Here is a 13,771-nt window from a genome sequence, read left to right as displayed (position 1 = left end):
CTCATTTCCTCATGCGCGGGTCGAGACGATCACGCAAGGCATCGCCGAACAGATTGATAGCCAGCAGCGTCAGGCTGATAAAGATGCCCGGGAAGATCCCCAGCCAAGGCGCCGTCGAGATATAAGTGCGGCTTGCCGAGAGCATGCTGCCCCAGGTCGCGGCCGGCGGTGGAACCCCAAGGCCGAGGAAACTCAGCGCACTCTCCGAGAGCAACGCCCAGCCAAACATGCTGGTGGCCAACACACACAGCGGCGCCAGACAGTTGGGGGTGATGTGACGGAACATGGTGTACAGCTCGGAGTTGCCGATCACCCGCGAAGCCTCGATGAACTCCAACTCACGCAGCGACAGCACGCTGCCACGTACCACCCGCACCACCGAAGGGGTGTAGGCGATACCCAGGGCGAGCACGATGCCGTACTGGCTGGCGCCGACAATGGCCATGATGCCCAGGGCCATAAGGATGCCGGGGAATGCCAGCAACGCATCGTTGAGCATCATCAGCAGCCGGTCGGTCCAGCCGCGCAGGTAACCGGCGAGCATGCCGATCAGCGTGCCGCAGATCACCGCCACGCTGACCGAGAGCAGGCTGATCCACAGGCTGGTGCGCGCACCGATGATCAGCCGGCTGAACACATCGCGGCCAAATTCGTCGGTGCCCAGCCAATGCAAGGCGCTCGGTGCGTGCAGGCGTGAGAGCAGGTCCAATTTGAGCGGGTCGTAAGGTGTCCACACCACGCCGAGCAATGCCAGCAACACCAGTGCCGCGAGCAGGCTGCCGCCGATCAGGGCGTTCAGCGGCGGGTAACGCCGGCGCCGCCGAGGCGTGATCGCCGCCACGGGGGGCAAGGCAGGAGTCTTGAGGTTCATAGCTTCACCCTTGGATCGAACAGCGGATACAGCAGATCCACCAGCAGGTTGACCAACACGTAGATACAGGTGACCAGCAGCAGGCAACCCTGCAACACCGGGTAGTCGCGGGAGAAAATCGCATCGACCATCAACCGGCCGATACCTGGCAGGGTGAACACCGTTTCCAGCACCGCAATGCCGCCGAGCAAGTTGCCAAGGATCAGGCCAATCAAGGTCCAGGTCGGCGCAAACGCGTTGCGCAAGGCGTGCCTGCACAGCACCGCACCTTCCGACAACCCCTTGGCCCTGGCATGGGCGATGTACTCCAGGCGCAGCACCTCAATGGTGCTGGCCCGTGCCATCCGGGCAATGGCCCCGAATTCCACCAGCGTCAGGGTGACGATCGGCAGCACCACATAGGTCAGCGCTTTCATCGGGTCAGTGGCAAAGCCGACGTACCCGATCACCGGCAACCAGCCCAATTGAATACCGAAGACATACAGCAGCAACAACCCCAACCAGAAGCTGGGTACCGACAGCAACAACGTTGCCGTGGCCACCAGGCCCAGGTCCATCGCACTGTTTTGCTTCCAGGCGGCGAGCAAGCCCACCGGGACTGCGAGCACAGTCGCCAGCAATACCGCCACCAGCACCACGGTCGCACTCACGCTGAAGCGCTCGAGCAGCAACTCCAGCACCGGCTGGCGGCTGCTGATGGATACACCGAGGTCACCACTGAGTACCGATTTAATCCAGATCAGGTACTGGGTCACCACCGAGTGATCAAGCCCCAGGCTGCTGCGCATATCGGCAAGACTTTGCGGGTCGGCCATGTCGCCCAGCATCAGTAACGCCGGGTCGCCGGGGATCAGACGGATCAAGGCAAACACAATCACCGAGATCAGCAACAGGGTCGGCACCGCCATGCCGAGCCTATGCAATATGAATCGAAACATAGCGCTACGCCTTACTTGGAAGTGTCGAGCAGCGTCACGCCCCACAGGCGCGGCTTGGCAACAGGCCAGGAACGATACCCTTCGACGCGCTTGCCCATGGCGCCGATGGCAGTGCCGTTGTAGATAACCACCATGGGCACATCCTTGAGCATCAGCGTGTGCAGCCTGTCGAACAATGACCGGCGTTTGGCTGGGTCAACTTCACGCTGGGCCTCGCGCAATATGGCCAGGGCTTCGGGGTTGTCCCAGACCTTGCGCGGCTCCTTGTCCTTGTCGCCGATCACCGATTCGTAGCTTTGCGCCGCATCGAAACGTCCCGAGTAGGAGAACGACATCATCTGGTAGCTACCCGTCTGGTAACGCTCCAACTGCGTGCCCCACTCCAGGGTTTCCATCTCGATGTTCAACCCTGCCGCTTGGGTCATGGCCTGGCTGAGCAAACCCATGTCAAACATCTGCGGATAGCGCTTGTTGACCAGCATTCGGATCTTTTCACCGCCGTAGCCGGCTTCCTTCAACAGGCGCCGGGCCTCGTCGAGGTTATAGGTATAACCCTTGTGTGCGGTGGCGTCGTAGTACGGGCTCGCCGTGGGAATGATTGAATTGTTGACCACCGACAAACCATCGGACAACGCCGCAACCATCTGCGCGTAATCCAGCGACAATGCCACTGCACGACGGATGCGCACGTCCTTGAGCAACGGGTCGCGAGTCTGGAACAACAGCCCGCTGATGGTCATGATCGGGCTGACCTGGATCTGCAGGTTCTTGACCTGCTTGAGTTGCGCGGCATCCATTGCGGTCACGTCGGGCAGCAGGTCCACGCCACCCGACAGCAGCGCCGCCTTGGCCGAGGCCGAATCGGGGATGACCTCGAACCGCACCGTGTCGACAAACGCCTGCTTGTTGCCGGTGTAACCGTCCGCCTTGTCTTCGGCACGCGGGGTGTATTGCTTGAAGCGATCCAGTTCGACGTATTGGCCCTTCTGCCATCTGCCCAGCGTGAACGGCCCTGTGCCAATCGGTGCGCGCCAACTGCCATCCGCGGCCAGGGAGTCTGGATGCAGGATGCCGCTGCCCGCACAATCCGGGCGCGCCATGGCAGCCAGGAACAAGCCATTGGCCTGATCCAGGGTGAATACCACGGTCTTCGGGTCGGGGCTGGCGATATCAACGATCTTGGCCGCACCGCGCCCATCGAACTCTGCCAGGCAACGCCACTGAGTCTTGGGGGCCAGGTAGCGCTGCCAAGTCCATTGCACATCCTTGGCCGTCAATAGCTGGCCGTTGTGGAAGTGCACGCCGTCACGCAGGGTAAAGGTGTAGCGCAGGCCATCCGCCGAAACGTCAACCGCGCTCGCCAGCATCGGGGCGATGCTGGTGTCTTCACGGTACGCCACCAACCCTTCGACGATATGCATCATCACCGCGTCGGTGTTGTCATCGCGGTTGACGCCTGGGTCGGTGCTACGGATATCACCGTTGAGCCCAACGCTGATGACCTTGTCCTGTGCAACGGCTATGGAAAAGGTGCACGCCGACATTACGACAGCCAATGCCGTCTTTACGTAACTATTCACGGGAGAAAGACTCCTTGAAGGAATGTTCCGGTCAGTGGCGGGAGCCAAGGCAGGACCGGCATCAGAATGAGTGAATCCTTGGTTATTTTTATACGGTCTGTTCTGAGTGCATCACCTGCGGTGTATCAGCCCAGGCTGCGCTTGTGGCGCAACACCTTGGCGAAAAAATCCTGGGCAGCCGGCATCGCCTTGACGCCCTGGTGCGCGACGTTGGGCAGCAGGTCGAAGTGCACCTGCACACCGGCGGCCTCGAAGCTGGCCTTCAAGGTAGCCAGGCGTTCCGGTCGCGTGCGCCCGGCAGCGTTGGCACCGGCCATGAAGTGTTTGCCGCCTTCACGGTGGGTGATTTCCCAGGTTTCGAGGTCTGAATCCCCCACCACCATATGCACGGGCAATCGCTGCAAGGCTGGCAGGTTCAACGGTTTGCCAAAGCGCGTGGCAAAGTCCCGCACACCGACCCACCAGTCCTGATCGGCATCGAGCAGGGTCACCGAACCGGGCGCGCCGATGGACGCCGCCCAGAGTTTTTCGGGGTGCAGATAGCAGAAGCGATGGGTGAATTGCCCACCACCGGAATAGCCGAACAGTGCAAAGGTATCGAAGCTGCGACCGTAGCGTTTGCCAACGCTGGCGATCATGTCGAGTAGTACTTGGTCGTAACGGATATCGCCCTCGACCATCTGCTTGTAGCCATCACCATTGCCGTCGCCCAGCACACCGACCGGGAACAGCGGCGACAGGATCACACAATCGTTCCAGCGGCCAAACTCCGCGAAGCCATTGCGGTAAACCTCCATCGCACGGGTGGAGCCGTGCAGCGAGACCACCAGATCTACCGGCCGGGTGGTGTCCTCGATGGCTTCAGGCACGTAGAGGGTGTAGGCAAACCGGCTGTCTTCATGGTGGGAGTACACCGTGGTTGCGCCGAGGTGATACACGTTTTTTGCCGCACGCAATGCTGCGTATTCAGGGCTGATATCTGGATTGCTCATTTGGAAAGTTCGCCGAGTCAGTTCGGACTTGAGTATTGGCAGAGCGCAATAAAAAGAAAAACTAATTTAACTTTATGCAGGGTAAACAAAACCTTTACGATGCAATCGCACCCATGAGCACGGGCCTCTCCATGAGCAACATTCGTTTCTTCAAGACGTTTATCGCCGTCGCCGAATACGGCAGTTTTGCCGCCGCCGCCGACCGTGTGGCCCTCACCAACGCCGCTGTCGGCCAGCAAATGCGAGCCCTCGAAGAAGAGATGCGCCGACCGCTGTTCGACCGTAGCCAGCGGCAGATCAAGCTGAGCCGCGATGGCGTGTTGTTGCTGCCCAAGGCCAAGCGCCTGTTGGCGGACTATGAGCAAATGATTGCCGAGGCCCCCGATGGCATGGCCATGGAGGGTGAAGTGTCCATCGGCGGCATTACCTCCGGCATGGGCCTGCTCGCCAATTGCCTGGTGCAACTGAAAAAGCTGCACCCTCGCATATCGGTCAACCTGATGACCGCCCGCTCCGACGAAGTGGTCAATCTGGTACACGCCGCCAAGCTTGACGCGGCCTTACTGATCGAGACGACACGGCAGAACTTCGATGGATTGAGCTGGACCCTGCTCTACAACGAGCCCATCGTCATGCTCGCCAATGCTGCGCAAACCGCCGGCATCAACGACGCTGTGGAATTGCTCAGGACCCAGCCGTTCATTCGCTATGACCGTTCCACTGCCGTAGGCCGCAAGGTGCAGTCGATCATCAAGAGTGAATCGGTCGAACCGTTGGAAATCCTCGAACTGAACTCAATCATCGGCATCGCCGACCTGGTACGCCAGCAAGTCGGAGTGGCCATCGTGCCGCTGCTGAAAAATTTCGACTGGCACAAAGACCCAAGCCTGCGGGTACTGCCATTGCCGGGAGACTTGGCGGTGCGCCGAGTGGGGATCTTGGAGCAAGGCACCAAAAGTGCAATTACCGGGGAAATTCGCAAGTTGCTGATGTCGGCCGTGGCAAAGTAATCCTGCCCTTGGCGCAGTTCATCAGTGCCGACCATTGGAAAAGTCCGTGATAACCTGATTCGCCAGATCGACGGCGCCTACACCCCCGGCATGATCGACCCGACGCTGACGTTCCTGGAAAAAAACGCTACACAATCACCGACGCCGGTCGTCTCTTCTCTAGCGAGCCTGCAGTGGCGCTGGAGCCCGCAAAAAATCGTTCGTGTCGCAGCGCTGCTCAATCGCACCGCTCAAACCATTGCCGACGGGAAAGCCCCATGAAGACTCAAGTAATCCACCGCGTTAGCCACGAAATCAAACGCCGTCGCCTGCAGGTGCTGCGGGTGGTCGACATCACCCCGCGCATGCGCCGCATCACCCTGGGCGGGCCTGAGCTGGCAGGGTTTGTCAGCCTGGGCAGCGACGACCATATCAAGCTGCTGTTCCCGCAGAACGCCGCCGAACAGGCCGCGCTGGAGAGCCCGAGTTTCAACATCAAGGGCGACGGCCCGCAACCGGCCATGCGCGACTACACGCCGCGCCGTTTCGACCTGAGCATGGGCGAGTTGGACATCGACTTCGTGCTGCACGGCGACGGCCCCGCGTCGACCTGGGCCGATCAGGCGCAAGTCGGCCAATACCTGTACATCGGCGGGCCACGGGGCTCGATGATCGTGCCGGACATCTTCGACAGCTATCTGCTGATCGGCGACGAAACCGCCCTGCCCGCGATTGCGCGACGCCTGGACGAATTGCCGGCCGGGCGCACGGTGCTGGCGGTGATTGAGATTGCCGATGCGGCGGAAAAGCAGACGCTGAACAGCGCGGCCGATGTAGAGGTGATCTGGGTGATTCGTGGCCAGGATGACCTGGTGGAAACCGTGCGCAAGCTGACACTGCCGAGTGGTTCGCTGTACTGCTTCGTGGCGACGGAAACCAAACTGTCGCGCCAGGTGCGGCGCGTGTTGTTGGATACGCACAAGGTCAACGAGGAATTCCTCAAGGCCGTCGGCTACTGGCGTGCCGAAGGCAGCGAAGAAGACTAAGACCGGACTCGGGCAAAGCTCCCACAGTTGGAGCTTTGCCCGCTTCAGGTGCGGGGGGATTTCAGCAGCTTGTCCAGCCCCACCACCGCCAACGCAACCGCAACAAACCCCGCCAGAATCCCTCCGGCATTCACAAATACTTGTGGATAACCGAGCGTGTCCACATCGATGAACGGGTACTGATACTGCCCAAGCAAATGCCCACGCAGCAGCACATAACCAAAGTAGATCAAGGGGTAGATCACCCACGCGCCGATGTGCTTGAGCCGCAACGTGCCCTTGGGCACACAGCGCCACCAATAGATGCAAAACAGCACCGGCATCACATCGTGCAGCAACTCGTCGGCAACCCATTGAAAGCCTTCCGGCTGCCACAGGTGCCGCAGCAGAAGGCTGTACGCCAGGCCCACCACGACGATGCTCACGGCGATGCCACTGCTGATCCTTGGCGCGAGGAAAAACCGCTTCGCCGCCGAATCGCGCCTGACCAGCGCATAGCTCAACACCACCACCGCCAAGGTGTTGGTCAGTACCGTGAAGAAACTGAAGAAGTTGATCAACCCGCCCAACAGGCTGGCGCCGCTGGACCAGCGCGAATAGAAGATCAGGTATTGCTGGATTGCCAGCCCCGCCCAGCCGGCCAGCGCCGCTGCGGCCACAAAGCGCTTCACCGGCTCAATCCAACGGGCGTTTGGTGCGCATCAGCTTGACGTACAACCCTTCGACTTTTTCCCGCGCCCATGGGGTCTTGCGCAGGAAGGTCAGGCTCGACTTGATGCTCGGATCACTCTTGAAGCAGCGAATATCAATGCGTTCGGCCAGGCCGGACCATTCGTAGTGTTCCACCAGGGTGGTGAGGACGTGTTGCAGGGTCACACCGTGGAGGGGGTCGTTGCTTGTCGCGGTCATGCCAGGCCTATGAAAAAAGTGCTCACGAAGGTGCACACCTTAGCACTGCACCTGCCAGTTATAAAAAGTTCCCGTTCCCAGCGAAAAAGAGATGTTATATTGTAACTATAGTTATCAAATCTTTTCGCCGTTTTGCCAAGGAATGTCCGATGTCCCTCTCTTCTCTGTGGCGCTTGACCCCGCTTGCCGCCGCCCTGTTGATCTGCTCCCAAGCCCAGGCCCTTGAGCTGCAACCCCAAGTCATCACCGGCAACCCGCTGGGCAGCGAGCAACTCGCTTCGCCGACCACTGTGCTGGAAGGCGATGACCTGACCCTGCAACAAAAAGGCAGCCTCGGCGAAACCCTCAACAAGCAGCCAGGCGTGTCGTCCTCATACTTCGGCCCAGGTGCCAGCCGGCCGATCATCCGTGGCCAGGACGGCGACCGTATCCGCATCCTGCGCAACGGCGTCGGCGCACTGGATGCGTCGTCGTTGTCCTACGACCACGCGGTGCCGCTGGACCCGATCAATGTCGACCGCATTGAAATCGTGCGCGGCCCGGCGGCCTTGCTGTACGGCGGCAGCGCCATCGGCGGCGTGGTGAATACCTTCGACAACCGCATTCCCACCGAAGCCATCGAAGGCATCCACGGTGCCGGTGAATTGCGCTACGGCGGCGCCGACACCACCCGCAGCAGCGCGGGCAAGCTGGAAGCCGGCAACGGCACGTTCGCCTTGCACCTGGATGCCAACGCACGGGAATTCAACGACCTCAAGATCCCGGGCCAGGCCCGCAGCCGCCATGCACCCGAGACCGACGATGGCCCCGGCAAAAACGGGCGCCTGGGCAACAGCGACGGGCGCCAGGACGGCGGCGCCGTAGGCGGTTCCTACACCTGGGACGACGGTTACGCCGGGCTGTCCTACAGCAATTACGACGCTAACTACGGCTCCCCCGCCGAGCAGGACGTGCGTATCCGCATGAAGCAGGATCACTACGCCTTCGCCTCCGAAATCCGTAACCTGCAAGGGCCGTTTACCTCGGTCAAAGTCGACGCGGGCTACACCGATTACGAACACCGCGAGATCGAAGGCGGCGAAACCGGCACGATCTTCAAGAACAAGGGTTATGAAGCCCGCGTCGAAGCACGTCACCAACCGATCGGCCCGTTCAACGGCGTGGTCGGCGCCCAAGTGACGCGCAACGAATTTTCGGCCCTGGGTGAAGAAGCCTTCGTACCGCAGACCGATACCAGTGCCGGCGCGCTGTTTATCCTCGAAGAGATGCAGGCCACCGAACGCCTCAAGCTCAGCCTCGGCGGGCGCCTGGAACACACCAGTGTCGACCCGGACGCCAAGGGCAACGCCCGCTTTGCCGGCGCCGACAAATCCAATGATTTCACCGCCGGCAGCCTGTCCTCGGGCGCGGTCTATACCCTCACGCCGATCTGGTCGCTGGCCGCGACCCTGGGCTACACCGAGCGCGCCCCGACCTTCTACGAGCTGTACGCCAACGGCGCCCACGTCGCCACCGGCACCTACGAGTTGGGCGACGCCAACCTGAAGAAAGAGAAAGCCGTGTCCAGCGACCTGGCCCTGCGCTTTGACAATGGTACCCACAAGGGCAGCTTCGGCGTGTTCTACAGCCACTTCTCCAATTACATCGGCTTGTTGGGCAGTGGTCGTACGCTGAACGATGAAGGCGAAGAAGACGCGGATGGCATCCCCGAGTACAAATACTCCGGCGTACGCGCCCGTTTCGCAGGCTTTGAGGCCCAGGATCACTGGAAACTCGGCGAAGGCGCCTACGGCAAGTTCGCACTGGAGCTGTCGGGCGACTACACCCGCGCCACCAACCTCGACACCGGCGAAGCCTTGCCACGCATCGCCCCGCTGCGCTTGAACAGCGGCTTGCTGTGGGAACTGGAGCGTTGGCAAGCGCGCATCGACGTGGAACACGCCGCCGGCCAGGGCCGTGTGCCGGACAACGAAAGCGGCACTGATGGCTACACCACCCTGGGCGCGAGCGCGGGTTACCGCTTCAACGTCGGTGGCAGCGAGTGGCTGGCGTTTGTGAACGGTGAAAACCTCACCAACCAGACCGTGCGCTATGCCAGCTCGATCCTGCGGGACATCGCGCCGGCGCCGGGGCGTAGTGTGCAGTTCGGCGTTCGTACGACGTTCTAAGCGACACCGTAGATCCCCTGTGGGAGCGGGCTTGCTCGCGAATGCGGTGGATCAGTCACAGCTGCATTGACTGACACACCGCATTCGCGAGCAAGCCCGCTCCCACATTGGTTTTGCAGCGACGATTCGTCACTGTTACCAATTCAGAAATGATGCATATCGCGATTCGCCCTTTCTCTCCAAGACAACTCCCTTTATCCTTCCCGGCAACAACCTGAAACGTTTCATTTCCCTGGTCGACCCCATCTTGCCGAAGCCTCCTGCTCGTAAAGACAGCGCTGTCTTACACCCCCCTGCGCCTGGGAATAAATCGCCCGCCTGTGGATAACCCTGCTTATCCACAGAAAAACCGACTATCGCTGAACCAAGCCCGCGCTGAATCGTCATCTACAGTGAAGCACGGGGTTACATAATTCCAACGTAACGGAGAAACACACTATGAGCACTGATGGTGCTTCAAGTCCGAGCCGCTTGCTGCCCAAGCTGCTAGGCGTCTTGCTGCTGATCATGGGCCTGGCCTTGCTGGCCGGCGGCGTCAAGCTGAGTATGCTCGGCGGGTCGCTGTACTACTTGCTGGCCGGTATCGGCGTCGGCCTGACCGGCATCCTGCTGCTGGCCAACCGCCGCGCCGCGCTGGGCCTGTACGCACTGGTGCTGTTCGCCAGCACCGTATGGGCCCTGTGGGAAGTCGGCCTGGACTGGTGGCAATTGGTGCCGCGCCTGGCACTGCTGTTTGCCTTGGGCATCGTCATGCTGCTGCCGTGGGTCCGTCGCCCGCTGCTGAACGGCCAACCGGCGCCACTGGGCACCGGCGCGCTGAGCGTGGCCGTGGTGCTGGCGGGTGCTACTGCCCTGGCCAGCCAATTCACCAACCCGGGTGAACTGGTCAAAGGCCAGCTGGACCGCGACGCCGTGCCTGGCATGACCAACACCGCACCGCCCCAGCCCGATGGCGACTGGAATTCCTACGGCCGCTCGGCCTTTGGTGACCGTTACTCGCCACTGGCGCAGATCACCCCGCAGAACGTCAGCAAGCTGGTTCCGGCGTGGACCTACCGCACCGGCGACCTGCCTGGCCCGAACGATCCAGGCGAGACCACCGCGGAAAACACCCCGCTGAAAGTCAACGGCATGCTCTACGTGTGCACCCCACACAGCCAAGTAATTGCCCTGGACCCGGACACCGGCAAGGAAATCTGGCGCTTCGATCCGAAGATCAGCAGCATGGGCGCCGAGAACTTCAAAGGCTGGGCCCACATGACCTGCCGTGGCGTGTCGTATCACGATGACGCCGTCTACGCCTCCGAACAGAGCCCGACCGGCAGCGCCAGCCCGGCCGCCGCGCCGAATGCCTGCCCGAAACGCATTTTCGTGCCGACTGCCGACACCCGTCTGATCGCTCTGAACGCCGACACCGGCAAGATGTGCGAAGACTTCGGTGACAAAGGCCAGGTCGACCTGCGCGCCAACATCGGTGGCTTCGCCCCCGGCGGTTACTACTCCACTTCGCCACCGGCCGTGACCAAAAACCTGGTGGTGATCGGCGGCCACGTCACCGACAACGTCTCCACCGACGAACCCAGCGGCGTGATCCGTGCGTTCGACGTGCACACCGGCAAGCTGGTGTGGAACTGGGACAGCGGCAACCCGGACGACACCACCCCGTTGGCCGAAGGCAAGACCTACACCCGTAACTCGCCGAACATGTGGTCCATGTTCTCGGTGGATGAAAAACTCGGCCTGCTCTACCTGCCGATGGGCAACCAGATGCCCGACCAATACGGCGGCGACCGTACCGACGAATCGGAAAAATACAGCGCCGGCCTGACCGCTCTGGACATCGATAGCGGTCACGTGAAATGGCACTTCCAGTTCACGCACCATGACCTCTGGGACATGGACGTGGGCGGCCAACCTTCGCTGGTCGACATCAAGACCGCTGACGGCGTCAAGCAAGCGGTGATGGCGTCGACCAAGCAAGGCAGCATCTACGTGCTGGACCGTGCGACCGGCCAACCTGTGGTGCCGATCAACGAAGTCCCTGTACCGCAAGGCGCAGTGGCCGGTGATCGCACCTCGCCGACCCAACCCAAGTCCGACCTGAACTTCATGCCGCCGCCGTTGAAAGAGCGCGACATGTGGGGCGTGACCCCGTTCGACCAACTGCTGTGCCGGATTGATTTCAAATCCATGCGCTACGACGGTCCGTTCACTCCGCCATCGCTGCAAGGTTCGATCGTTTACCCAGGTAACTTCGGCGTGTTCGACTGGGGTGGCATTTCTGTCGACCCAGTACGCCAACTGGCCTTCGTCAACCCAAGCTACATGGCGTTCAAGTCCAAGCTGATCCCGGCCGCCGACATCGCCAAGCAAGGCCCGCGCGTCAGCGAAACCGAAGGCGTGCAGCCGAACAAAGGCGCGCCGTACGGCGTGATCCTCGAAGCGCTGCTGTCGCCACTGGGCCTGCCGTGCCAGGCGCCGGCCTGGGGTTATGTGGCTGCGGTCGACCTGACCACCCACAAAACCATCTGGATGCACAAGAACGGCACCGTGCGTGATAGCGCGCCGGTACCAATCCCGCTGACCATGGGCGTGCCAAGCCTGGGCGGGACGTTCACCACCGCCGGTGGCGTCGCGTTCCTCAGCGGCACCCTGGACCAGTACCTGCGTGCCTATGACGTGAAAAACGGCAAGCAACTGTGGGAAGGCCGCCTGCCAGCAGGCGCGCAAACCACACCGATGACCTACACCGGCAAGGACGGCAAGCAGTACGTGCTGGTCGTGGCGGGCGGTCATGGTTCCCTGGGTACCAAGCAGGGTGACTATGTGATGGCGTTCAAACTGCCCGATTAAGCTTTACCGGCAGTAAAAAAGGCGGCGACCTGTTGAGGGTCGCCGCCTTTTTTCATGTTCATTGACACAAAACCAACTGTGGGAACGGGCTTGTGTGGGAGCAGGCTTGCTCCCACATTTTTTGACGGTGTTGTCTGCAAGCTCAGTGCTCGATCACTTCACCGCGCATCGGCGCCAACCGCGCTATCAGGCGATTCTGCACCGGCACCGAAATCCCTTGCTTGTCCATCGCCGCGATCAAATCCTCGACCAACGCATTGAAGTCACTGCGGCTCACATTCTGCCCCTTGTGACTCTCCGCCATGCTGTCCCCGGTATACACGCACGGTCCGCCCGCCTCTGCGCAAAACTGCTCGATCAGCTTATTACGCAAACGCTGGATGTCGATCCGCCGGAAGCGCTCGACGATGCGCTCATCACGGGCGATGTTGAGCAGCATGCCCTCGACGATCCGCGTGATGCCGGGCATGGCGCCAAGGTCACGGTACAGGCTGTCATCCTTCGGCGGTTGCTGGGCGCAGGCGCCGAGCAGCAGGACCAGGCATAGCGGTAGCCAGCGCATCAAAAACTCCCTTGCACAGACAGATAAGTGCCGTTCTGGTTATCCAGCGTGGCGATTTCGCCGAGGCGTGCGTAGGCCAATACAAACGACACATGCTTGTTCGGGAAGTAGCCGACAAACACATCCGCCCAGTCGCTTTCACCGGCAAACGACAGGTTGTCAGGCTTTTCGCGGTATTCCACGCCCACCGCCCAGCGCGGGTTGAACAGCAGCGCCACCGAGCCTTCCTTGAGCAGGCTGCGGCTGTCACGGCGGTCGCCGCCAAAACCGAGCAAGCCGGTTTCATTGGCGCGGCTGTAGCGCAGGCTGCCGTTGACCAGCACGTTGTAGCCAAAGGCTGCACCCATGAACAAACGGCTGGCGGCCAGGTAGCCTTCGACGTCGCTGTCGCGCTTGGCACCGACCAAGTTGGGAATGTCGAAGTTAGTCTGGTGCTTGTATTCCAGGCCCAGGGACACCTGGGGCAGGTTGTCGTAGATCACATCGCCAAACAGCCGCACCTTGAGGCCCAGTACGTCCTGGCCGAGGTTGTCTTCGGACAGGTCCAGCTTGTGCACCAGGGTGCCCAGGTCGAAACGCTGGCGGGCGAAAGACAGCTCGACGCGGTTGTCATAGGCCAGCGCCAGCCCGGCCACGTCGAGCCGGTAGTCCGGCAGGTTGACCGTGGTGGCGAACGCCGTGGCGCCCCACTCGTGCTGTTCGCCGTAACCGGCCAGCACCGCCCACGGCGTGATCCCGCCGCCCGCCGTGCCTTCAATGCTGCTGGCGCCGCCGGTGGCAATCAGGCGGCCGTTGTCGGCCAGCGCCGTTTGCAGGGTCAGGGCGCCGAGGCAGCCGATCAGAACGGAACAACGCACGCGCAT

At 61.4% G+C, this 13,771-nt stretch carries 12 protein-coding genes and 1 pseudogene; 5 read left to right on the top strand and 8 right to left on the bottom strand.

Going from position 1 to position 13,771, the window contains the following annotated elements; translation table 11 throughout:
* Position 1: 1 nt before the first annotated feature.
* The 4 genes from PSH81_RS05545 to PSH81_RS05530 form a co-directional block, all read right to left on the bottom strand.
* Positions 2-871, bottom strand: coding sequence for an ABC transporter permease (locus PSH81_RS05545; RefSeq protein ID WP_192297384.1), 870 nt, complete (start codon positions 869-871; stop codon positions 2-4).
* Entirely contained in the window at positions 868-1,809 is a 942-nt protein-coding gene (locus PSH81_RS05540; protein WP_192297386.1) for an ABC transporter permease, read from the bottom strand. The genes PSH81_RS05545 and PSH81_RS05540 overlap by 4 nt, the downstream gene beginning before the upstream one ends.
* An 11-nt stretch (positions 1,810-1,820) precedes the next feature.
* Positions 1,821-3,389, bottom strand: a complete 1,569-nt coding sequence (locus PSH81_RS05535; RefSeq protein WP_192297388.1) for an ABC transporter substrate-binding protein — start codon at positions 3,387-3,389, stop codon at positions 1,821-1,823.
* A gap of 125 nt (positions 3,390-3,514) precedes the next feature.
* Positions 3,515-4,381, bottom strand: a complete 867-nt coding sequence (locus PSH81_RS05530; RefSeq protein ID WP_226455979.1) for an alpha/beta hydrolase — start codon at positions 4,379-4,381, stop codon at positions 3,515-3,517.
* 131 nt (positions 4,382-4,512) lie between these two features.
* On the opposite strand from PSH81_RS05530, the gene PSH81_RS05525 reads away from it, so the two are divergent.
* The 3 genes and pseudogenes from PSH81_RS05525 (at position 4,513) to PSH81_RS05515 (ending at position 6,416) form a co-directional block, all read left to right on the top strand.
* Positions 4,513-5,391, top strand: coding sequence for a LysR family transcriptional regulator (locus PSH81_RS05525; protein WP_226455980.1), 879 nt, complete (start codon positions 4,513-4,515; stop codon positions 5,389-5,391).
* Between the two features lie 51 nt (positions 5,392-5,442).
* A pseudogene (locus PSH81_RS05520) lies at positions 5,443-5,652 on the top strand (PadR family transcriptional regulator); the annotation flags it as partial.
* Entirely contained in the window at positions 5,649-6,416 is a 768-nt protein-coding gene (locus tag PSH81_RS05515; protein ID WP_305392132.1) for a siderophore-interacting protein, read from the top strand. The pseudogene PSH81_RS05520 and the gene PSH81_RS05515, both read left to right, overlap by 4 nt.
* Positions 6,417-6,460: 44 nt before the next feature.
* Here PSH81_RS05515 and PSH81_RS05510 read toward each other — a convergent pair whose 3' ends face one another.
* Together PSH81_RS05510 and PSH81_RS05505 are read right to left on the bottom strand one after the other, a co-directional pair.
* Positions 6,461-7,087 (bottom strand): Pr6Pr family membrane protein, encoded by a 627-nt coding sequence (locus PSH81_RS05510; RefSeq protein ID WP_305392131.1) that lies wholly within the window; start codon positions 7,085-7,087, stop codon positions 6,461-6,463.
* Positions 7,088-7,091: 4 nt separating this feature from the next.
* Complete coding sequence (locus PSH81_RS05505) at positions 7,092-7,325, bottom strand: VF530 family DNA-binding protein (protein ID WP_003188882.1); 234 nt, start codon at positions 7,323-7,325, stop codon at positions 7,092-7,094.
* Positions 7,326-7,474: 149 nt separating this feature from the next.
* Here PSH81_RS05505 and PSH81_RS05500 point away from each other — a divergent pair, with 149 nt between their 5' ends.
* Together PSH81_RS05500 and PSH81_RS05495 are read left to right on the top strand one after the other, a co-directional pair.
* On the top strand, positions 7,475-9,493 hold the full coding sequence (locus PSH81_RS05500; RefSeq protein ID WP_305392130.1) for a TonB-dependent receptor: 2,019 nt from the start codon (positions 7,475-7,477) through the stop codon (positions 9,491-9,493).
* A gap of 438 nt (positions 9,494-9,931) precedes the next feature.
* Positions 9,932-12,346, top strand: coding sequence for a glucose/quinate/shikimate family membrane-bound PQQ-dependent dehydrogenase (locus PSH81_RS05495; protein ID WP_192297400.1), 2,415 nt, complete (start codon positions 9,932-9,934; stop codon positions 12,344-12,346).
* 142 nt (positions 12,347-12,488) lie between these two features.
* Here PSH81_RS05495 and PSH81_RS05490 read toward each other — a convergent pair whose 3' ends face one another.
* The gene (locus PSH81_RS05490; RefSeq protein ID WP_192297402.1) at positions 12,489-12,908 is read right to left on the bottom strand and encodes a group 1 truncated hemoglobin; all 420 of its coding nucleotides are present in this window, start codon (positions 12,906-12,908) and stop codon (positions 12,489-12,491) included.
* Positions 12,908-13,771, bottom strand: coding sequence for a DUF3034 family protein (locus PSH81_RS05485; protein ID WP_305392129.1), 864 nt, complete (start codon positions 13,769-13,771; stop codon positions 12,908-12,910). Before PSH81_RS05485 ends, PSH81_RS05490 begins: the two co-directional genes overlap by 1 nt.

This window comes from Pseudomonas sp. FP2335 (assembly GCF_030687535.1).
Lineage (GTDB): Bacteria > Pseudomonadota > Gammaproteobacteria > Pseudomonadales > Pseudomonadaceae > Aquipseudomonas.
This window is presented reverse-complemented; position numbering and strand designations above follow the sequence as displayed.

Coding starts and splice junctions, on each gene's coding strand:
- PSH81_RS05515 (WP_305392132.1), top strand. CDS start 5,649: ATGAAGACTCAAGTAATCCACCGCGTTAGCCACGAAATCAAACGCCGT.
- PSH81_RS05490 (WP_192297402.1), bottom strand. CDS start 12,908: ATGCGCTGGCTACCGCTATGCCTGGTCCTGCTGCTCGGCGCCTGCGCC.
- PSH81_RS05495 (WP_192297400.1), top strand. CDS start 9,932: ATGAGCACTGATGGTGCTTCAAGTCCGAGCCGCTTGCTGCCCAAGCTG.
- PSH81_RS05485 (WP_305392129.1), bottom strand. CDS start 13,771: ATGCGCGTGCGTTGTTCCGTTCTGATCGGCTGCCTCGGCGCCCTGACC.
- PSH81_RS05500 (WP_305392130.1), top strand. CDS start 7,475: ATGTCCCTCTCTTCTCTGTGGCGCTTGACCCCGCTTGCCGCCGCCCTG.
- PSH81_RS05525 (WP_226455980.1), top strand. CDS start 4,513: ATGAGCAACATTCGTTTCTTCAAGACGTTTATCGCCGTCGCCGAATAC.
- PSH81_RS05540 (WP_192297386.1), bottom strand. CDS start 1,809: ATGTTTCGATTCATATTGCATAGGCTCGGCATGGCGGTGCCGACCCTG.
- PSH81_RS05505 (WP_003188882.1), bottom strand. CDS start 7,325: ATGACCGCGACAAGCAACGACCCCCTCCACGGTGTGACCCTGCAACAC.
- PSH81_RS05545 (WP_192297384.1), bottom strand. CDS start 871: ATGAACCTCAAGACTCCTGCCTTGCCCCCCGTGGCGGCGATCACGCCT.
- PSH81_RS05530 (WP_226455979.1), bottom strand. CDS start 4,381: ATGAGCAATCCAGATATCAGCCCTGAATACGCAGCATTGCGTGCGGCA.